Origin of the sequence: Microbacterium sp. SZ1 (assembly GCF_002362255.1) — a bacterium.
Taxonomy (GTDB): domain Bacteria; phylum Actinomycetota; class Actinomycetes; order Actinomycetales; family Microbacteriaceae; genus Microbacterium.
Window position 1 is genome coordinate 17,198 of the sequence record NZ_LPVV01000001.1, and the last position, 18,584, is coordinate 35,781.

Consider the following 18,584-nt stretch of genomic DNA (forward strand, 5'->3'; position numbering starts at 1 on the left):
TATCGAGCAGGCGCCGGGCCTCTACGCACGGCTTCGAGGAGGCGAGTATGCCATCGCACATCACGGCGGTGGTTGGGTCCTGCGAGCGGACAGGGCGACCTCGGGTTTCGAGAAGGCGGGAGCGACCAAGCGTGCCGGCGCTCGATTCGAGCGGAGAGTAGCCCCCGGAGAGAAGCTGGACTGCTTCCGTCTCTCCTATGCGGGCACATACCGGAGCATGCCGGTGACCGTCTCGCCGAGCAATCAGGGCCGGCTCATGGCGATCACGAAGGACCCGCGAGCGCGGGACAACGGGTTTGATAGCTTTGAGCGCGACGAGTGGGTGAAGCTGGTTCCGGAGACCGACAGGGAGCTGCGCTTCACCGCCACGCGAACGCCGGTGCCTGCGCCCTGGCTGCGTTCCGATCCCGGAGGTAGACGATGACCGAACTCATCAAGGCCGTCACGCCTGCGCGGGGCCGCGCCTGGCTGAGTCAGGGCCTGGGGTGGGTGGCCGGTTATGTCGTCCGCCGCGATGACGTGCTCGCGGCCACGACGCCCTCCTCCCTGTTCGCCGAGCTCGGCCTCGGGTTTCCGGGATCGCCGTTCACGGCCGACGCCCCCTACATCGACACCCTGCGCATCCCCGCAGCGTCCTATCTGGCGCTGCAGTCTCCGGGGACGCGAGATGTCGTCCCTCCGTTCCGTGACCATGCTCCGTTGAGCGGCACCGGGTTCGTCGAGACCGCATCGGCCATGGTTCCGTATTGGTGGCTCGCGCCGAGCGCGCTGCCGGCCGGGACGAGTCTCTGGCGCACGCATGCGGATGGTCGGGAGGAGATCCTCGCGGGATATGCGAACGTCGCCGAAGGCTGGGTCTCCGTCCGCCCCGACTTCCATCTTCCGTCCGTGCCGCCTCGCTCGCCCGAGCTCGTCGGAGTGTGGGCGGAGGTCGCCGGGGAGCGCATGCTGGCCGACGTGCTTCCCGATGGTCGGATCATCGTCTGCTCGCCGCAGCAACGTGACGCGATGAGTCAGTCCGCCCGCGGGATCTGGTGGCGCGCAGCGGGTCCCGACGATATCGACCGGCTCTTCGCCGTTCGAGTCGTAGGGCGCTGGCAGAATCGTCGTGTCCAACTCGTCGGCGTCGAGCGCGGCGAGTCCGGAGATCGCGCGCACATCGTCTTCCTCGGTCACGATGCCATCGACGCCGAATCGCTGGGTCTCGCGAAGTCGGACGCCGGGGTCTACGAAGGCGTCGTCGCAGCCGACGAGGTGACGAACCTCGCGGAAGAGCAGACCGACATCGTTGCGGAGACGCATGCTTCCGGAGATGTGTGATGGTCCGCGTCGCCGCCGAGCTCCCGCCGCCCGTGCAGTCGTGACCAGCAGCCGGATAGGGTTTCAGATATGACGTGGAAAGCGATGACTCCGAGCGAGGCGTGCGACCTCATGGACTTCTGGGCCGCAGCTCCGTGGCCGCTCACCCGTGACGAGGTGCTGCGTCTGGCCGTCGATCGGTTCGGGTGGACGATCGAGGAGGAGGACGGCACCGCGTACCTGATGAACACCGTCTCGAACTTCACGATCCCCGATGTCTCGACCATCGGCGAAGACCCCTTGAGCTACCTGACCCTGCGTATCTCCGACGTCATCCGCGAAGTGACGCCCGAGTCGACCGCCTTCCTCGGCGATGCTTTCACTCTCGCGGTGCGCGAGGGTGAGCGTCGCTGGGGCACGGCGTCGCTGCGCGATGTCAAGGGAACGACGATCGCGTCGTGGACGACCGACTCGGGAGGACAGATCTCTTTCAGCAGCGCGCCGAAGAGCCTCGCCGCTCGCTTCGAGACGCCGCAAGGCGTGGCCCTCGACCAACGGTTGGGACGCTGACGTATGTCCACCTGGGATGAGTTCGAGAGCGCGCTCGCTCGCGTGTTCCGTGACGTCACGGATCGTGTGTTCGTGATCATCGCGGCAGAGGCCGACCCGACGCGCTACGTGCAGTTCGCAGGGCAGCCGTCGCGGCTCGACGCCGAGGCGCCGGGAGCGGACGTCGTCTCGGATGCCGATGAGTCCGTGCTGCGCGCTTCCGGGTGGGTCGGGCCGACCACCGAGCAGCCGAACTGGACGTCCTCGCTCGCGCTGCCGGCCCTCAGTGGAGAGTACGCGGACCTCGCATCGCGCTGCGTCGCTGCTCTGCGCGATGCGTACGGGATCGGTGCTCCGGAGGAACTGGCCTATCGTGCGTGGCGGGAGGCTGAGCAGATGCCCGCTGGCGTCACATGGTCGGAGGAGCGGATCGCCGCCCTCGATTCCGGGGCGGATACCGTCGTTCTGTCCTCGCTCGGCATCTCAGCCGACTGACATCTCCGAGGTGCCGCCGTCGCACCCCCGCCGTCACACAGCGCGGTCGGACTCCGGTAGTCTCACCGGCATGACCACCGCAGCGACTCAGTCCCCGAAACGTGAGGCCTTCGGGTCGCGGAACGTCTTCATCCTCTCGGCGATCGGATCCGCCGTGGGGCTCGGCAACATCTGGCGATTCCCCTACGTCGCCTATGAGGGCGGCGGCGGCGCGTTCCTGATCCCGTACCTCTGCGCACTCCTGACGGCGGGCATCCCGCTGCTCTTCTTCGACTACGCGATCGGTCACCGCTTCCGCGGTTCCGCGCCGCTCGCGTTCCGGCGCATGCATCGGGCCGCAGAGCCGCTCGGATGGTGGCAGGTGCTCATCTGCGTCGTGATCGCGGTGTACTACGCCGTCATCGTCGCGTGGGCCGGGATGTACACGTGGTTCTCGGCCCAGCTCACCTGGGGCGCGGGCAACGAGAACGACTTCTTCTTCGTCGACTTCCTGAGGTCGGCGGATGTCGCCGAGGTCGGCGTGTCGACGGAGTTCGTCCCGCAGGCGGGCTGGCCGCTCATCGGGGTGTGGCTGGTCGTCATCGGCATCATGGCACTGGGCGTCAAGCGGGGCATCGGTCGGGCGAACATGATCCTCATGCCGCTGCTCACCCTGATGTTCGCCGTGCTCGTCGTGCAGGCGCTCTTCCTGCCGGGTGCGATGGACGGCCTCAACGCCTTCTTCACCCCGAACTGGGAGGCGCTCGCCGACCCGGGGGTCTGGGCGTCCGCCTACGGCCACATCTTCTTCTCGCTGTCGGTCGCGTTCGGCATCATGGTGACGTACTCGTCGTACCTGAAGCGGAAGACCGACCTCACCGGATCCGGGCTCGTCGTCGCCTTCGCGAACTCCGGATTCGAGATCCTCGCCGGCATCGGCGTGTTCGCCGCTCTCGGCTTCATGGCACAGGCGCAGGCCACCGATGTAGCGGGTGTCGCGACGTCGGGCATCGGTCTCGCGTTCATCGCCTTCCCGACCATCGTCTCGCAGGCGACCGGCGGGTCGATCATCGGCGTGCTGTTCTTCGGTGCGCTGGTCTTCGCCGGCATCACCTCGCTCATCTCGGTCATCGAGGTGATCGTCGCGTCTCTGCAGGACAAGCTCGGCTGGGGACGCGTCCGCACCACGCTCACCGTCTCGGTTCCGCTCGCCGTCATCTCGGTGGCGCTGTTCTCGACGACGACGGCGCTCTCCGTCCTCGACACCGCCGACGCGTTCGTCAATGCCTTCGGCATCATGGCGGTGGCTTTCGTCGCCGTCGTCGTCGTGGCGTGGATGCTGCACAAGCTCCCCGTGCTGCAGGAGCACCTCAACAAGCGCTCCAGCTTCCCCGTCGGGCGGATCTGGAAGATCGCGGTGGGTGGTCTGGCGCCGATCGTGCTCGGCTACCTGCTCGTCACCGAAGTCATCGCGAAGGTCTCCGAGCCGTACGGCGGTTACCCCGTCTGGTTCGTCGGCGTCTTCGGCTGGGGCATGGTGATCGCGCTCGTGATCATCGGGATTCTGCTGTCTCTGCTGCCGTGGAGCAGGCGCTCGCACGCGAAGGACGATCCGGAGTACGACGAGTTCCTCGTCGTCGAGCACTACGCGCCCGACCCCGAGACGGGTGCCGTGCGGATCCAGCGCTCGGAAGAGAAGGGAACGGTCGCATGACCGCGACAGCAATCATCATGATGATCGTCGCCATGGTCGCGGTGTGGGGCGGGCTCATCGCGGCGATCGTCAACCTCGCGCGGCATCCCGAGGCCGAGGATGCCGAGCCGGCGGTGCCCGTCGAATTGTGACGGGAGCCGAACTCAGCGAGTGGCGGCGGCGTCGGCCAGGTGCCGGGCGTTGTGGCTGAGCACCTTGACGATGATGCCGTGACGGCGCAGCTCGGCGACCGTGCGAGCTCCCTCGTCGGCATCGCGACCCAGCGCTCGGATGTTCGCGACCACCAGCACGTCGCCCTTGTTCAGCGTCGCGATGAGACGGGTGAGCCGGTCGTTCCAGCTCTCCAGGATGTCGGGTGCGGGGTGGCGGAAGCCCTCGATCGGCACGCCGAAGCGGGTGAGATCGTCGCGCTGCTCGACCACCGACGGCATGTCGTCGCGCGAGACGACGAGACCGACCAGGCGCGAGCCGTCAGGTCGCGCGAGCCAGAAATCGCGGTTCTGCTGCAGCTCGGTGAAGCACTTCGGGCACTCGGCCGCCGCGTGCGGCAGATGCAGCGGACTGGTCAGCGGCTCCTCGACGGATGCCGCCGCCCTCATGGGATCGATCGTCTCGCTCATCGCGCACCTCCGGCATCCATTCTGCCCTGAATGCGACGGGAACGGTGACCGGTCAGAGCAGTCCGAGCGCCTTCACCGCGTTGCGCTCCTCGACGAGCTCGGCCACCGATGCGTCGATGCGCTGCCGCGCCCAGTCGCTCACCTCGAGTCCCTCCACGACCTGCCATTCGCCGTCGATCGACTGCACGGGGAACGAGCAGACGAGACCCTCGGGCACGCCGTACTGGCCCTGCGAGACGACACCCGCCGACGTCCAGTCGCCGGTGCCGTGCACCCAGTCGCGAACGTGGTCGAGCGTCGCGTTGGCGGCCGAGGCGACCGACGACGACCCCCGTACCTCGATGATCTCGGCGCCGCGCTTGGCGACGCGCGGGATGAACGTCGAATCGAGCCACGCGGGCACGTCGCCCACGATGGCCTCGAGCGCCTCGTGCACCGGTCTGCCGGCCACAGTCGCGTGCGAGACGTCGGGGAACTGCGTGGCCGAGTGATTGCCCCAGATCGGCACGCGACGCACGGTGTCGACGGGCACCGCGAGGGTCTGGGCGAGCTGCGCGCGGGCGCGGTTCTCGTCGAGGCGCGTGAGAGCCGTGAACCGGCTCACCGGCACTCCGTCGGCGGATGCCGCGGCGATGAGCGCATTGGTGTTCGCCGGGTTGCCGACCACCGTGACGCGGACGTCCGGCGCGGCGTTCGCGGCGATCGCCGCGCCCTGAGGTCCGAAGATTCCGCCGTTGGCCGCGAGCAGGTCGCCGCGCTCCATGCCGGGCCCCCGGGGGCGAGCGCCGACGAGCAGTGCGAGGTCGCACCCATCGAACGCGACCGCCGCGTCATCGGTGACCTCGACGTGCTCGAGCAGCCCGAACGCACCGTCCTGCAGTTCGAGTGCCGCGCCCTCGGCGGCGCCGATCCCCTGCGGGATCTCGAGCAGCCGCAGCCGCACCTTCTCGTCGAGCCCGAGCAGGTCTCCGGCGGCGATGCGGAACAGCAGCGCGTAGCCGATCTGTCCGCCCGCGCCCGTGATCGTGATCGTGGTGCTCATGCCCCGAGCCTACGACGGGCGTCCGTGATGCGGGAGGGCGGCTGCCAGGCGGAGTACCCTCGTGGCATGACCTTCAACCCCGAGGCCGATGTCTCCGGCAACACCGCCCGTCGCAAGGGCCGCGGCGCGGTCGTCGCCGGCGCCGGCGGTGTGGGCCTGCTCGGCATCATCGCGCTCATCGCCGGTCCGCTCCTCGGCATCGACCTCTCCGGGCTCCTCGGCGGGACGGGCGGCGGTGGCACAGGCTCCGAGCCCTCAGAGGGCAGCGTGATCGAGAACTGCGAGACCGGGCAGGACGCGAACGAGAACGTCGACTGCCGGGTCGCCAGCTCGCAGCTCGCCCTCGACGGCTACTGGGAGGACCACGTCGAGAACTACCGCCCCCCGCAGCTGATCATCGTCGATGGCGCGACGGCCAGCTCGTGCGGGACGGCGTCGAACGCGGTGGGGCCGTTCTACTGTCCGCCCGACGAGACGGTGTACATCGATCCGACGTTCTTCCAGCTCATGCAGCAGCAGTTCGGCGCGTCGGCGGGCAATCTCGCGCAGCTCTACATCGTCGGGCATGAGTGGGGTCACCACATCCAGTACATCACCGGCGACATGGAGCGGTATCCGAACAACGGCACCGGTCCGGACAGCAACGGCGTGCGCATCGAGCTGCAGGCGGACTGCTACGCCGGCGCGTGGATCGGGCAGATGGAGGAGGAGAAGGACAAGAACGGGGTGCCCTACCTGCAGCCCAGCACCGAGGCGGAGCGGCAGGATGCTCTGAACGCGGCGTTCACGGTCGGCGACGACAACATCCAGGAGCAGTCGAGCGGCACGGTGAACCCGGAGAGCTTCACCCACGGATCGAGCGACCAGCGCCAGTTCTGGTTCGCCAACGGCTACCAGAACGGCCTCGACTCCTGCGCCGACCCCCTCACGATCCCCGGCGACCAGCTCTGAGGATCGCGACCTGAGTCAGCGCGCGACTCAGACGTCGGCGACGCTCGTCTTGCCCAGCGTGGCGGCGAGGTCGTGCTTCTTCGCGTCGAAGTAGTTCGCGGGCTCGACCCGCACGGGCTCGCTGTCGATCCACTGCGTGTTGCCGTCGACCCGCAGCACTCCGATGTACATCGCGCGATCGGCATCCGATGACCAGATCGTGAGCAGGCGCTCGTCGCCGGCGTCCTTCTGCATCGCCGACAGCGCGGCGATCACGCCGGCGCTGTCGATGCTGCCACGAAGCAGCGCGGCGACCGCCTGGTCGACCGGGAAGCGCGCGCTGAACCCGTGGATGACGGGGTTCTGCAGCACCCCGCCGCCCTTCACTCGCCATCGCCGGGCGCCGACGAAGATCATGACGACGCTGACGACGATGATGATCGGCGGGAGCGCGAACGCTCCGGCGATCGCGAGGCCCGCGCGCACCCGGCCTCCGAGTATCTCGGCGGTGGCCGTCGGATTCAGATACACGAGCAGCGCGACGACCGCCATGATCCCCGCGACGATCGCCCAGCCGGCGGTCTTGCGCGGCGACCGCTCCGACTCGAACAGGTCAGGACGCGTCGCGAACCAGGAGTAGAGGTTTCGTGCTTTGGAGCGCAGCGGCGTGAAGCTCATCCGTCCACGGTAGCGGGCGTCAGGCGCGCAGCGCCGCGGTCAGCGTCTTCAGAAGTCCCAGCACGCCGCCGCCGGCACGGAACCGCGTGAGGCCCTCGCTCACGTGCGCCCCCGTGCGCGCGGAGACGAACCACGGCGGGGTCGGCAGGATCGTGAACCGGCCTCCGCCGTTGATCAGCGGCAGCGAGCGCGGGAACGGGCGGAAGGGGCCGCGGATGACCGAGCGCTCGACGCCGTCGAGCAGCAGCGCGTTGTGCACGACGCCGATCCCGCTGCCCACATCGCCGATCGTGTTGCCGGGGAACGCCCCCCACGTCAGTGTCGGGATGATGAATCCGAACGCCGTCCAGCTGTTGATCGCGATCGAGCCGTAGTGCAGTGCGGCGATCGCTCGCTCGAACCCGGCGCCGAGCGACTTCTCGGTCGCGGGGTCTATGAGCAGGTTCGCGCCGAGCGTTCCCTGCAGGCGGTCGTTCGCGTACGCGACGGCGGTGTCGAGGAACGCCTGCCCGGAGCCCGGCAGCGCGACGACGCCGAGCACGGGGGCGAAGTACTCCGTGGTCTGCAGCGCTGCGGCATCCTGGTCCTCGGCGATCTCGACGAGCAGCCGATCGCCGAGCACGAGGGCGTCGGGATAGTCCGCCGTCGCGGCGTCCATGCGGGAGTCCGAGCCCGGGTACCAGATGGGCCGCTCGGGAGCCTTGGCGTAGGCGCGGCGCAGTGCCGCCCGGAAGGCGTCTGCCTGCGCCCAGTCCGCCGAGAGGATCACGACCTGACCGGCGATGCAGTTGTGCCCGCCGTTCTGCAGGCGCATGGTCGCGATGTGCTCGGCCTGGTACGCGAGGTCGGCGTCGGTCCACGCGCCTGGCACGACGATGATGGGCGAGACACCGCCGAGCTCGGCGGTGATCGGCTTCTTCAGCTGCGGACGGTTCTCGCGGCGGCGACGTGCCGCAGCCGGCCCGGTCCCCCAGACGATCGCGTCGAAGGTCGCGGCCGAGCCCGTGATGTGCACGTGCGCGAGGTCGCGGTGCCCGGTGAGGTAGGCGCCGACGGCGGGACCGCCGCGGACGATGCGCAGGAATCCCGGCCCGATCAGGGGAGCGAGCGCGCGCTTGAACACCGGCACCAGGGCGTCCTGCGTCGGGTTCACCTTGAGCAGCGCGGTGCGGTTGTGCGCGAGCAGCTCGTAGAGCACGTCGAGCACCGGGATGGACGTGACGTTGCCGGCGCCGAGCACCAGGCCCACACCTCCGGATGCCGTGGGCGCGCGCTGCGCGAGCCCGGCGCCGGCCCGCGCGCCGTTCGGCGTGGTGCCCGGCTCGAGCCACACCTCGCCCGTGAAGCCCGACAGCAGGAACCGATCGATGCCCGTGAGAGGGAAGGCGTGCACGCGCGTGCGTCCGCCCGGCGCGCGGCTCACGCGCACGCCGTCGAGCGCGTTGCGACCCTCAGCGAGGCGGGTGAGCGTATCGATGTACGCATCGAGCGCTCCCAGCACGCTGTACGGGCCGCTCAGCCACTCTTCTCCCCGCAGGGGGTGGCGTCCGTCGAGCCGCTTCGACGCAGCGGCCGTGACCGCCCAGTCCTCCGCCGCTGCGGCGACGCTCGTCCGCACCTGTCGCAGCAGGGTGACCCGCTGGGCCAGCGTGAGCGCCGACCAGGTGGCGGCACCGGTGTGCAGCTCGCCGATCGCGGTGTCGAGGCGGGCGCGCTCCGCGTCGTCGAGGTCGGCGGGCTTCCCGGAATCGGTACCGGGCGAGGCGGACGTGGTCGCAGAAGTCATCGGCGTCTCCTTCGGACGGGACTCCAGCCTAGGCCGCCGCACCCGCCCCGCGAGTGGTCACGTCGAGGTCAGATCAGCGACAGCTCGCGGAGCTTCGCCTCGACGTCGGCGTTCGACGGCTCCACGTGGTGTGAGGAATCGGGGTAGAGCACGACAGGAATGTTTGTGCGGCCCGAGATCTCCTTCGCGACGTCGGCGGCGGCGGGGTCGGCCACGAGGTCGACGTACGTGTACTCGACACCCAGCTCGTCGAGTTGCTTCTTGGTGCGGATGCAGTCGCGGCACCAGTCGGCGCCGAACATCGTGATCGTGGATGCTGCAGGAGAGGTCATGAATCCAGGGTACGTCCGCGCGGGGGAGCGGGCGCCGGTGCGGTACGCAGACTGACGCAGTCGATGGTTGTCAGGTTAGGCAACCCTTACCTAGACTGGTCGCATGACGACGGCGAGTGAGCACCTCGAGGATCCGGACTGGGAGCGCATCGAGGGAGCCGTGCTCGTCGCGGGAGACGCCGCCGATGCGGGAGTGATCGCCGCGATCGCCGCGCGCATGCCGTGGCATGCCGAGGGCGTGATCCTCATCGAGGCGGCCGCCCGCATCCAGTTCCGACACATCGACGTCCCGGAAGGGGTGTCGGTACGGTGGCTGCTGCGGGGAGACGGCCTCCGCCAGCACGCGAAGGGCGAGCGACTCGCGAACGCGGTGCACTCCTGGTGCGTGGAGTGGACGTGCTCCGAGCCGCCGGCGCAGTGGACCGTCTGGCTGGGACCCCACACGCCGCCGCACGTCGCGCGCATGGCGCGGAGCCTTCTCGGCGTCGCGAACTAGGGGAGCGCGGCGCTCAGACGGTCGCGAGCGCCGGAGCCTGTACCGAGGCGCCGGCCGTGATCGCGTCGAGCGCGCGGCGCAGGGACGAGCTCGACGTGTGCGCGGTGTACGGGAAGTACACGACCTCCACGCCGACCTCGGCGAACTCCCGCTCGAGGCGGAGGCCCTTGTCGGTGCCTCGCCAGTCGTCACCCTTGAAGAAGTGCGTGAAATGCACGTCGCGCCACGAGTCCATCTTCGACGGGCTGGTCTCGACGTACACGTCATCGACGAACGAGATGTGCTTGACGATCTCGGCACGCTCCGCGGTCGGGATGACGGGCTCGATGCCCTTCACCTGGCGGAGCATCTCGTCGCTGACCACGCCCGCGATCAGAAAGTCGCAGTGCTGCTTGGCGTGACGAAGAAGGTTCAGATGCCCGACGTGAAACAGGTCGAAGGCACCAACGGCATAGCCGATGCGCGTCTGCATGATCTCCCCAGATCAAGTAGTTCCCCAGAGGGCGGATCCCCATCCACCCAGCGACTCCCACAGTCGCATTCGTGCAGTGTAGCAGGAACCGGTTTCACGGTGCACAGGAACCCGTGGAACGATGGATGCCGCAGAGCGACGCCGTCGCGTCGAAGGGGGAGCCCGTGCACACAGCGGTCACAGTGATCGTGCCGACGTTCAACGAACGCGACAACGTCGCGGAGCTCGTCGCACGCACCGCCGACGCGCTCGCAGGGCACGACGCCGAGATCCTCTTCGTCGACGACAGCTCCGACGACACCGCCGCCGAGATCGCCCGGGTCGCCGCTGACGCGCCCCTCCCCGTGCGGGTCATCCACCGAGACGACAACACCGGCGGCCTGGGCGGCGCCGTCGTCGTAGGGCTCGGCGCCGCGGCATCCGACCTCTGCATCGTGATGGACGGCGACCTGCAGCACCCGCCCGAGCTGCTCCCCGCCCTGCTGGCCCGGCATGCGGAGGGCGGGGCGGACGTCGTCGCGGGGTCGCGGTACGTCGGCGGGGGCGACACGAGCGGTCTCGGCACCGCGGTGCGCTTCGGCGTCTCGCGCGCCGCGACCTGGCTCACCCGTGCGATGTTCCCCATCCGCCTCGCGCGCAGCACCGACCCGATGACCGGGTTCTTCCTCGTCGACCGCAGGCGCCTCGACCTCCCGACGCTGAAGCCGCAGGGGTTCAAGATCCTGCTCGAGATCCTCGCTCGCACGGACCTGCGGATCGCCGAGGTGCCGATGGAGTTCGGCGAGCGGCGGCACGGCACGTCCAAGGCGAGCCTGCGTCAGGGCACCACCTTCATCGCGCACCTCGCCCGGCTGCGGTTCGGCAAGATGTCGCTGTTCGCCCTGATCGGCGCGATCGGAGCCGTCGCGAACCTCGGCATCATGTGGCTGCTGACCACCTTCGGCGTCCCCTATATCTGGGCCGCGATCATCGGCGCCGAGGTGACCATCATCGGCAACTTCCTGCTGCAGGAGCGCTTCGTCTTCGCCGACATGCGGACCGACGCCCGGGGGCTCGGACTCCGATTCGCCGCGTCGTTCGGGTTCAACAACGTCGAGGCGGCCCTGCGCATCCCGCTCATGGCGCTCATGGTCGAGACCTGGCACATCTCGAGCGTTCTCGCGACCGGGCTCTCGCTCATCGTCGCCTTCTTCGCGCGGTTCCTGTTCCACTCGCTCGTCGTCTACGCGCCGAAGCGCTCGCGGCGCGGCGACGCGGCATCCGAACCGAAGCCGGATACGGCGACGCTGCGCGTGATCAAGGCGATCGACGCGGAGGCGATGAAGCCGGGAGAGCTCTAGGAGCGATTCACGACGGAGACCGGTCGCGCGGTTTCCTCGTATCTCAGGGTTGTGCGCGGCGTATCCTCGTCGATGAACCTGACAATCTCCTGAAAGAAATATGAGCAGGGTTTGAGGATCCTCAGACCAGTGTGTTTGATGAGGACCACCGTTACCGGATCTTGACATTCGGTGGTGGCCGCCTCCTCCCGATAGGTGCCTTCATGCGTCATGCGTTCCCCCGCCATGCCCTCGTCGTGTCGACCCTCGTGGTCGCCCTCGCTCTCGCGCCGCAGGCCGCCTCGGCAGCGACCGCCGATCCGTCCGCCCCGGACGATCCCGTCGTAGCGAACGCGACGGGTGACCCGGCCACGGTGTGGGACGACGCGTTCACGCGCGACAACCGGTGGGGCTGGGGTGACGACTATGTCTCGACCCCTGCCTACGTCGCCTCCGTGAAGGACGGGGCGGGCGTCCTGCGCCTCCGCGGCGGTCACCGCAGCATCCTCTCCGCGACGACGGGGCGGGCGGCCGACGGGGTCGTCGGCGCCACTCTCAGCTTCGAACGAGTGCCTGACGCCGGGTACGGCGCGACGGCGATCGTGACGGCGAGGAACGGTGACGACGGTTCGTACGGTGCGCGATTCCGGCTCGACACGAAGTCGCGCGGAATCCTGTCGATCGCACGATATGACGCGCAGGACAGGCAGACAGTGCTCCGTCAGGATCTCCTCGTGCTCGACGACGTGTCCGCCGGTGCCGCCGTGCGTGTGGAGATCGAGACCGTGGGCACTGACCCCGTCACGATCCGAGCGAGGGCCTGGATCGTCGGCACCGAGCAGCCGGACTGGCAGACGTCTGCAGAGGACACAGCGGACGACGCGGTGCGCGCGGTCGGGACATCCGGCATCACGACGTACATGTCACCGGGCAACCCGTCGCTGGCGGTGACGGTCGACGACCTCACCGTGGTGTCCACCGACGCGCTGCCCGTTCCCGTGCCCGAGCCCAGTCCGGAGCCGACGACCGAGCCGTCGCCCTCTCCGGACCCCTCCGAGGAGCCTGCTCCGAACCCGACTCCGACGCCGACCGTCGAGCCGAGCCCGACTCCGACTCCGACGCCGACCGTCGAGCCGAGTCCGACTCCGACGGTCGAACCGACGTTGCCGCCGCTGACTCCGCCCACCACCCCGCCCGCAGGAACCGGGACGGCAGGATCGGCGCCGGTCGGTACCACCTCCTATCCGATCCCGGCCGGGGCGATCCACGTGGTGCCCGAGGGTTCGCGCGCATCCGGTTCCGGCGGCGCGGCCGACCCCATTGCCGGGGCCCAGAGGGCGATCGACTCCGCACGAAGCGGCTCCACGATCGTGCTCCACGGCGGCACATACCGCGAGAGCGTCTCCGTGCCGTTCTCGAAGAAGCTGACCATCCAGTCGGCGCCGGGTGAGGCCGTGTGGTTCGACGGATCGCGTCCCGTCACGGGGTGGGCTGCGTCCGGGGGTGCGTGGGTCGCGCCATGGAGCACGTTCTTCGACTCGCGAGTCTCCTTCAGCCAGGGGCGCGACGAGACGAGTTGGTGGGTGAACCCGTCGGCGCCGCTCGCCGGGTTCCCCGATCAGGTCTGGGTGGACGGCGCGCCGCTCACGCAGGTGGGCAGCCGGTCGGCCGTGACGGCCGGAACGTTCTTCGTCGATCAGAACTCGCGCCAGCTCGTGGTCGGGTCCGACCCCACGGGACGCGCGGTCGAGGCGAGTTCGCTCGCGAAGGCCATCAAGATCCAGGGGGAGGGGACGACCGTCCGCGGCATCGGCGTGCAGCGCTACGCCACCACGGTCGCGATGCTCGGAGCAGTCAGCGCCGAAGTCGACGGCATCACGCTCGAGAACATGGTGATCCGCGACAACGCGACCGTCGGACTCTTCGCGTGGAACGACGACAAGGTCTTCCGCAACATCACGGCGACGGGCAACGGCCTCCTCGGGATCGCCGTGAACGACGTCGACGATCTGCGGCTCGAGAACTCCGTCGTCACCGGCAACAATGCCGCCCGGTTCAACTACACGCCGGTCGCCGGCGGGGTGAAGATGTCTCGGGCGTCGGACGTGACCGTGACGCGCAGCATCATCTCGGACAACGTCGGCTCGACGGGACTGTGGTTCGACGTCTCGAGCTCGAACCTCACCATCACCGACAACGTGTTCCAGGGGAACGGTCGCGAGGGCGTCGAGATCGAGCTGAGTCAGACCGCGCTGGTGGCGGGCAACTACATCATCGGCAACGGCAACAGTGGGCTGTTCGTGTTCGACTCGGGCGACGTCGACGTGTGGAACAACACCATGGCCGGCAACGGCCGCACGATCACGTACATGCAGGACGAACGGAGGCAGGAGGTGGGAAGCCTGCGCGGGCTCATCCCGTGGATCACGAGCGACGTCGTGGTGCGGAACAACATCCTCTCCTACGGCGGTCAGGCGTGCCCGATGCTCACGCAGGACCTCACGAACCGATGGTCCGGTAACGACTTCGGCGTATCGCAGGACGCGAATCTGTACCATCGCACCTCGGCGTCGTCGCCGTCGAACTTCGCGTGCTGGGCGGACGGCCCACGCGGCACCCGCGGATTCACGACCATCGAGGAGTTCCGCGGACACACCGGCGGCGACGCCCGATCGGTGCTGGCGCAGGGAGCGCCGGTGATCGATCCGACGACCTGGCAGCTGACCGGCGCTTCCCCGGTGCCGGCGACCTACTCACTGCCCGGAGCGGTCGCGACGCTGCTGGGTGTCCCGTCGGCGACGACGGTCGGTGCTCCGAGGCCCCCGGTCACCGCGAGGTGAGCACGGGCGACGGGGCCGGGGGCCCGTCGCCCGTCACGCGCCGTCCGTCAGCCGACCAGCAGCATGCGGCGCACGAGGCGCCCGGACCGCAGAGCGTGACCGAGCGACACGGTCGTCAGGCCTCGCTTCGCGTACGAGTCGATCACGTCGGCGATCAGGGCCGCGCGGTCGAACGGGGTGACGGGACCGTCGTCCACGCCGTCGTCGGCACCCGCACGCGAGTCATGGGCCAGCACGATCGCTCCCGGTCGGATGCCGGACAGCGCGCGCCGCAGCCGCTCCTCGTGCGCGGCATCCCGACCGTCCAGCACACTCGTCGTCCACAGCACCGGCATCATGCCGGCATCGCGCACCGCGCGCCACGTCGGCACGGACAAGGCGCCGTAGGGCGGGCGGTACCAGGCGACGGTCGCCTCCGCCTGCGCTTCGAGTTCCGAGCGCCCCTCGGTCAGCATCCGCTGCACCTCCGTGGCGCTGAGCGAAGTCAGCCGCCGATGGTCCTCACCGTGGAGCGCCACCTCGTGTCCCTCCTCGACGATGCGCTGAAGCAGCTCGGGATGGCGGCGGGTGCGCGTGAGCAGCACGAAGAACGTCGCGGTGGCGCCTCGTTCAGCCAGCAGGTCGAGGATACGGGGCGTCCACTCCGGGTCCGGGCCGTCGTCGAGCGTCAGGATGACGACAGGTTCTGAGGTGCGCACGGCGACGACCGAACGAAACAGGGGTGAGACGCGCCGCGCCGCGCGGGCAGCCGCAGAGCGGAGCAGCTGACGCCTGCTGCCCTCCCGCGCGTACTCGGGCGTGCCGGCTCCGAGCGCTCCCTGGACGAGGCCCAGACCGCGCTGCACCTCGCGGGCGCCGCGGGCTCGGTCAGGCAGCGAGCCCGCGACTCGTCCACGGAGGACCAGCAGAGCGCCCCGAACGGCCCAGCCTGCGCCCTTCACGATGTTGCGCGCGCGGGAGACGAGACGAGAGTCGAACCCGGTCGCCAAGCGCAGTTCGACCATCGACTGGGTCTGGCCGTGATGGCGGGCGCGTGCAAGCGCGAACCCGCGAGTCGCGCGACCTTCCTCGAGGGAATCCTCGGCGATCGAGGCGGGACAGGCGACGACGGTACCGCCCGCCCGCACGATCTGTCGGGTGAAGAGGGTGTCCTCTCCGCCGGAGAGACCGAGCGACACATCGAAAGACAGCCCGGCAGCACGGATCTGGTCGAGATCGAGCAGGAGGTTGCCCGCTCCGGCCGCGGGCAGCTTCTCGCCGTCGGTGCGGCGAGGGCGGACGAACAGCCCGGAGGCGAGGACCCAGGGGTCGGTCCCGCGGGGGAATTCGGTGTGCACGTGCCCCGCGACCGCTGCCGCTCCCGTGCGACGCCACGTGTCGACGAGTGCTCGCAACCACTGGGGATGCGGCACCTCGTCGTCATCGATGAAGGCGAGGAGGTCGAAGCCGTCGGAGACGTCCAGCGCATGCTGTCTGGCTGCGGCGATACCGGGTGTCGGCTCTGGGGAGTAGACGATCCGCGCCGGCGACGGCGCAGCGGCGACGCTCTCCGCGCTGCGGCTCGGGTCGTTGTCGATCACGAACACGACGATGTCGGCCGGGGTCTCGAGCTCGTCGAAACGCTGGGGCAGCACCGCGAGCAGGTCCCGAAGTCGATCGGGACGACGGAACGTCGGTATCGCGACGGCGATGCGAATCGCCGTGGTCATCGACCTGCCCGTCGCAGGGCGTGGGCGGCGCGGAACGCCTCCGCGTGCTCGTGGCCGACCGCAGCCCAATCCCGTCTGCTGAGGTCCGGAGCCCCCTCGACACCTGCAGTGACCGCCTCGCGCACCCGAGCGAGGTCGGATGCCGTGAGCTCGTGCTCGAACAGGTGCACCCAGCCGTGACCGACCTCCTCGGCAAGCGCCCGGTTGACCTCGTTGTCGGGAACGAGGATCGGGCGGGCGAGCGAGAGGGCGGCGAGCGCCGTGCCGGAGTTGTGCATGTGCCGGTAGGGCAGCACGATCAGCTCGGCCTCGGAGATCCGCGCGACGAGCTCTGCGTCGTCGAGGAAACGGAAGCGGAAGTCGATGCGCTCGTCGTCCCCGGCCAGGCCGCGCAGCTCCTCGGCGAGGTCGTCTGTGGAAGGGCGCCCGGCGATCGACAGCGTGGTTCCGGCGGCATTCAGCTCGCGGAAGGCGCCGATCAGCTGCTCCACGCCCTTGTAACGGCGCACGAGTCCGACGTAGCCGAGTCGCCCCTCGATCGCGTCCGGCGTCGGATGTGGAGCGAACCAGTCGCGGTAATGCCCGTGGAGGATCGTGCGACGCGCATGACCGGCGGGGAGCGGGGTGTCGTCGTTGAGCGTGACCGTGAGCGTCGTGAGGCGATCGAGGGCGCCCAGCAGCGCGAGGTCGATCCGTGCCATGTCGGACGGGCGCTCGAGGTTGTGGAGCGTGCGCACGACGGCGACCTTCGTCAGGCCTAGGCGAAGCAGGAACAGCGCGGTGAGCAGTCGACGGGCCATGCGGCCGGACAGGCGGTGCCCGCCGACCAGGAGTTCCGGCCAGTGCACGTGGAACACATCGAGGCGTCCGAGCAGCGCTCGCTTCCATCGAAAGAACGACAGCTCGACGTCCGGCGTCCGGTCGAGCGACTCGCACAGTTGGACGAGGTACGGATTCGTGGTCGGGCGCAGCTGCGTGAGCGACTCCATCACGACGAGCGGACGTCGCCTGTCAGCCCGTGCCGCGGCGTACCAGCCGGCGACGACGGCGGGCAGTCGGTCCTCCGCCCATCGGCGGTGCGGCCGCCCGGGCGTCGACGCGGTGTCGCGGAGCGCGCGTGCGAGGCTGCGCGGCAGGTCGGGCGCCTTCGCGGGAACGACCCGCGCGTTCACGTCGGCGAGCGTCGGCGGGCCGCCCAGATCGAGGCACACCACGGGCAGCCCCATCGAGCTCGCCTCGCCCACGATCCAGCCGGCCTGATCGTGCATCGACGGGAAGAGCAGTGCGTCCGAGTTCGCAAGGGTCTCGAGCGTCTCGTCGCGCGGCAGATGGCCGCGGAACTCGACGCGGTCCGTCACACCGAGGGTCGACGCGAGCCGTTGCAGGCGTCGTCGTTCATACCCTTCCCCGAGGACGAGCAGACGCCAGCCCTCGGCCTCGGGCTGGGCGATGGTCTCGATGGCGAGCGCGGCTCCCTTCCAGGCGAGCAGGCGGCCCGCGAACACCGCCGTCCGTCCGGACGAGGATCCCCGGTGCTCGGGGATCTCCTCCGCGAACGCCGCGTTCGGCTCGACGACGACGCGACGCGCGCGACGGAACCGATGTGCGACGTCCGGATTCTGGGCGACGACGAGCGCGGCCCGCCGAGCGGTGGAGTCACCCCACATCGCCCGCGGGATCGCGGTGAGGATCGTGCGGGCGACCTCGGTCGCGGTGCCACGAGGTCCGAGCCAGCGTCGCAGCGCTCGGACGGGCACGCGGCTCGCCCCGCCCACCGGCCCCCAGATCACGGGGAGGTCGAGGTCGGCGATGCCGCACGGCATCCAGTCGTTCGCAAAGGTGACGTGGTGCGCGAGGTCGAAGCCCACCTCGGCGTGCAGGCGTGCCGCGGTGCGCCCCGCGAGGCGCTGCCACAGCGCGTAGTACCAGTACAGATCCCAGCTGCGACGCTTCCATCGCATGATCCGTGCCGGCAGGTCGATGTGCACCACCGTCACCCTGGCGGCCAGTGCCGGGTCGGCGGAGAGAGCCGCGGAGAGCGACTCACGGAACCGTTCCCTGGTGAGGATCCACACGTCGCCGGTCGTGGCGGCCGCGCGGGCGATCGCCCAGCCGGCGGTCGCCTCGGGGCCCTGGTCGGGGCCGCACGCATACGCGCTGATCAGGACACGGGGCCTGCGGTCTCCGCGCGGAGGGTCGACGACGGTCATGAGATGGTCCTCCCCTTCGCCGAGGCGTCGACAGCGCTCCCCAGATGCGTGCCCCCTCGGCCAAGGCATACTCTATCTGGTGATCGACGCCCTCTCTGCGGGGTTCGACGGAGG

The 18,584-nt window shown here is 69.5% G+C and carries 18 protein-coding genes; 10 read left to right on the forward strand and 8 right to left on the reverse strand.

Translation table 11 applies throughout. The features are described from left to right. Positions 1–223: 223 nt before the first annotated feature. From AUC47_RS16500 to AUC47_RS00095, 6 genes are all read left to right on the forward strand, one after another. Complete coding sequence (locus tag AUC47_RS16500; RefSeq protein ID WP_143740671.1) at positions 224–424, forward strand: hypothetical protein; 201 nt, start codon at positions 224–226, stop codon at positions 422–424. Continuing rightward, on the forward strand, positions 421–1,320 hold the full coding sequence (locus AUC47_RS00075; protein ID WP_096713207.1) for a hypothetical protein: 900 nt from the start codon (positions 421–423) through the stop codon (positions 1,318–1,320). The genes AUC47_RS16500 and AUC47_RS00075 overlap by 4 nt, the downstream gene beginning before the upstream one ends. Positions 1,321–1,389: 69 nt before the next feature. Beyond that, positions 1,390–1,869 (forward strand): DUF6301 family protein, encoded by a 480-nt coding sequence (locus tag AUC47_RS00080; RefSeq protein ID WP_143740672.1) that lies wholly within the window; start codon positions 1,390–1,392, stop codon positions 1,867–1,869. Between the two features lie 3 nt (positions 1,870–1,872). Continuing rightward, the gene (locus AUC47_RS00085; RefSeq protein WP_096713209.1) at positions 1,873–2,343 is read left to right on the forward strand and encodes a TY-Chap domain-containing protein; all 471 of its coding nucleotides are present in this window, start codon (positions 1,873–1,875) and stop codon (positions 2,341–2,343) included. A gap of 70 nt (positions 2,344–2,413) precedes the next feature. Beyond that, positions 2,414–4,036, forward strand: coding sequence for a sodium-dependent transporter (locus tag AUC47_RS00090; RefSeq protein ID WP_096713210.1), 1,623 nt, complete (start codon positions 2,414–2,416; stop codon positions 4,034–4,036). Further along, complete coding sequence (locus AUC47_RS00095) at positions 4,033–4,167, forward strand: methionine/alanine import family NSS transporter small subunit (RefSeq protein WP_096713211.1); 135 nt, start codon at positions 4,033–4,035, stop codon at positions 4,165–4,167. The genes AUC47_RS00090 and AUC47_RS00095 overlap by 4 nt, the downstream gene beginning before the upstream one ends. Before the next feature lie 12 nt (positions 4,168–4,179). Here the strand turns inward: AUC47_RS00095 and AUC47_RS00100 are convergent, their stop codons facing one another. Then, positions 4,180–4,656: a recombinase family protein gene (locus AUC47_RS00100; protein ID WP_179297462.1), complete on the reverse strand. Its 477-nt coding sequence runs from the start codon at positions 4,654–4,656 to the stop codon at positions 4,180–4,182. A 52-nt stretch (positions 4,657–4,708) separates the two neighbouring features. Next, complete coding sequence (locus tag AUC47_RS00105; protein WP_096713212.1) at positions 4,709–5,698, reverse strand: malate dehydrogenase; 990 nt, start codon at positions 5,696–5,698, stop codon at positions 4,709–4,711. Positions 5,699–5,764: 66 nt separating this feature from the next. Between AUC47_RS00105 and ypfJ the strand changes: the two genes are divergently transcribed. Continuing rightward, entirely contained in the window at positions 5,765–6,649 is an 885-nt protein-coding gene (ypfJ, locus tag AUC47_RS00110; RefSeq protein WP_096713213.1) for a KPN_02809 family neutral zinc metallopeptidase, read from the forward strand. A 27-nt stretch (positions 6,650–6,676) separates the two neighbouring features. Here the strand turns inward: ypfJ and AUC47_RS00115 are convergent, their stop codons facing one another. From AUC47_RS00115 to AUC47_RS00125, 3 genes are all read right to left on the reverse strand, one after another. Beyond that, the gene (locus AUC47_RS00115) at positions 6,677–7,306 is read right to left on the reverse strand and encodes a hypothetical protein (RefSeq protein ID WP_096713214.1); all 630 of its coding nucleotides are present in this window, start codon (positions 7,304–7,306) and stop codon (positions 6,677–6,679) included. Between the two features lie 19 nt (positions 7,307–7,325). Beyond that, entirely contained in the window at positions 7,326–9,092 is a 1,767-nt protein-coding gene (locus tag AUC47_RS00120; protein ID WP_096713215.1) for an aldehyde dehydrogenase family protein, read from the reverse strand. 68 nt (positions 9,093–9,160) lie between these two features. Further along, the gene (locus AUC47_RS00125; RefSeq protein ID WP_096713216.1) at positions 9,161–9,424 is read right to left on the reverse strand and encodes a glutaredoxin family protein; all 264 of its coding nucleotides are present in this window, start codon (positions 9,422–9,424) and stop codon (positions 9,161–9,163) included. A gap of 103 nt (positions 9,425–9,527) precedes the next feature. Here AUC47_RS00125 and AUC47_RS00130 point away from each other — a divergent pair, with 103 nt between their 5' ends. Continuing rightward, positions 9,528–9,920 carry an SIP domain-containing protein gene (locus tag AUC47_RS00130; RefSeq protein ID WP_096713217.1) on the forward strand — a complete coding sequence of 131 codons (393 nt, stop codon included), beginning with the start codon at positions 9,528–9,530 and terminating at the stop codon, positions 9,918–9,920. 13 nt (positions 9,921–9,933) lie between these two features. Here AUC47_RS00130 and AUC47_RS00135 read toward each other — a convergent pair whose 3' ends face one another. Beyond that, a complete protein-coding gene (locus AUC47_RS00135; RefSeq protein ID WP_096713218.1) occupies positions 9,934–10,392 on the reverse strand; it encodes an adenylyltransferase/cytidyltransferase family protein in 459 nt (152 codons plus the stop codon). A gap of 125 nt (positions 10,393–10,517) precedes the next feature. On the opposite strand from AUC47_RS00135, the gene AUC47_RS00140 reads away from it, so the two are divergent. Together AUC47_RS00140 and AUC47_RS00150 are read left to right on the forward strand one after the other, a co-directional pair. Continuing rightward, positions 10,518–11,732, forward strand: a complete 1,215-nt coding sequence (locus AUC47_RS00140; protein WP_096713219.1) for a glycosyltransferase — start codon at positions 10,518–10,520, stop codon at positions 11,730–11,732. Positions 11,733–11,935: 203 nt separating this feature from the next. After that, entirely contained in the window at positions 11,936–14,551 is a 2,616-nt protein-coding gene (locus AUC47_RS00150) for a right-handed parallel beta-helix repeat-containing protein (RefSeq protein WP_096713221.1), read from the forward strand. Positions 14,552–14,598: 47 nt separating this feature from the next. Here AUC47_RS00150 and AUC47_RS00155 read toward each other — a convergent pair whose 3' ends face one another. Together AUC47_RS00155 and AUC47_RS00160 are read right to left on the reverse strand one after the other, a co-directional pair. Beyond that, a complete protein-coding gene (locus AUC47_RS00155) occupies positions 14,599–16,260 on the reverse strand; it encodes a polysaccharide deacetylase family protein (RefSeq protein ID WP_096713222.1) in 1,662 nt (553 codons plus the stop codon). After that, complete coding sequence (locus tag AUC47_RS00160) at positions 16,257–18,470, reverse strand: glycosyltransferase (RefSeq protein WP_096713223.1); 2,214 nt, start codon at positions 18,468–18,470, stop codon at positions 16,257–16,259. The genes AUC47_RS00155 and AUC47_RS00160 overlap by 4 nt, the downstream gene beginning before the upstream one ends. Between the last annotated feature and the right edge of the window lie 114 nt (positions 18,471–18,584).

What these genes read in the sequence shown, in the direction of transcription:
- ypfJ (WP_096713213.1), top strand. Translation starts at nt 5,765, where the DNA reads ATGACCTTCAACCCCGAGGCCGATGTCTCCGGCAACACCGCCCGTCGC.
- AUC47_RS00150 (WP_096713221.1), top strand. Translation starts at nt 11,936, where the DNA reads ATGCGTCATGCGTTCCCCCGCCATGCCCTCGTCGTGTCGACCCTCGTG.
- AUC47_RS00160 (WP_096713223.1), bottom strand. Translation starts at nt 18,470, where the DNA reads ATGACCGTCGTCGACCCTCCGCGCGGAGACCGCAGGCCCCGTGTCCTG.
- AUC47_RS00080 (WP_143740672.1), top strand. Translation starts at nt 1,390, where the DNA reads ATGACGTGGAAAGCGATGACTCCGAGCGAGGCGTGCGACCTCATGGAC.
- AUC47_RS00105 (WP_096713212.1), bottom strand. Translation starts at nt 5,698, where the DNA reads ATGAGCACCACGATCACGATCACGGGCGCGGGCGGACAGATCGGCTAC.
- AUC47_RS00135 (WP_096713218.1), bottom strand. Translation starts at nt 10,392, where the DNA reads ATGCAGACGCGCATCGGCTATGCCGTTGGTGCCTTCGACCTGTTTCAC.
- AUC47_RS00155 (WP_096713222.1), bottom strand. Translation starts at nt 16,260, where the DNA reads ATGACCACGGCGATTCGCATCGCCGTCGCGATACCGACGTTCCGTCGT.
- AUC47_RS00090 (WP_096713210.1), top strand. Translation starts at nt 2,414, where the DNA reads ATGACCACCGCAGCGACTCAGTCCCCGAAACGTGAGGCCTTCGGGTCG.
- AUC47_RS00130 (WP_096713217.1), top strand. Translation starts at nt 9,528, where the DNA reads ATGACGACGGCGAGTGAGCACCTCGAGGATCCGGACTGGGAGCGCATC.
- AUC47_RS00085 (WP_096713209.1), top strand. Translation starts at nt 1,873, where the DNA reads ATGTCCACCTGGGATGAGTTCGAGAGCGCGCTCGCTCGCGTGTTCCGT.
- AUC47_RS00115 (WP_096713214.1), bottom strand. Translation starts at nt 7,306, where the DNA reads ATGAGCTTCACGCCGCTGCGCTCCAAAGCACGAAACCTCTACTCCTGG.
- AUC47_RS00095 (WP_096713211.1), top strand. Translation starts at nt 4,033, where the DNA reads ATGACCGCGACAGCAATCATCATGATGATCGTCGCCATGGTCGCGGTG.
- AUC47_RS00075 (WP_096713207.1), top strand. Translation starts at nt 421, where the DNA reads ATGACCGAACTCATCAAGGCCGTCACGCCTGCGCGGGGCCGCGCCTGG.
- AUC47_RS00140 (WP_096713219.1), top strand. Translation starts at nt 10,518, where the DNA reads ATGCCGCAGAGCGACGCCGTCGCGTCGAAGGGGGAGCCCGTGCACACA.
- AUC47_RS00100 (WP_179297462.1), bottom strand. Translation starts at nt 4,656, where the DNA reads ATGAGCGAGACGATCGATCCCATGAGGGCGGCGGCATCCGTCGAGGAG.
- AUC47_RS00125 (WP_096713216.1), bottom strand. Translation starts at nt 9,424, where the DNA reads ATGACCTCTCCTGCAGCATCCACGATCACGATGTTCGGCGCCGACTGG.
- AUC47_RS00120 (WP_096713215.1), bottom strand. Translation starts at nt 9,092, where the DNA reads ATGACTTCTGCGACCACGTCCGCCTCGCCCGGTACCGATTCCGGGAAG.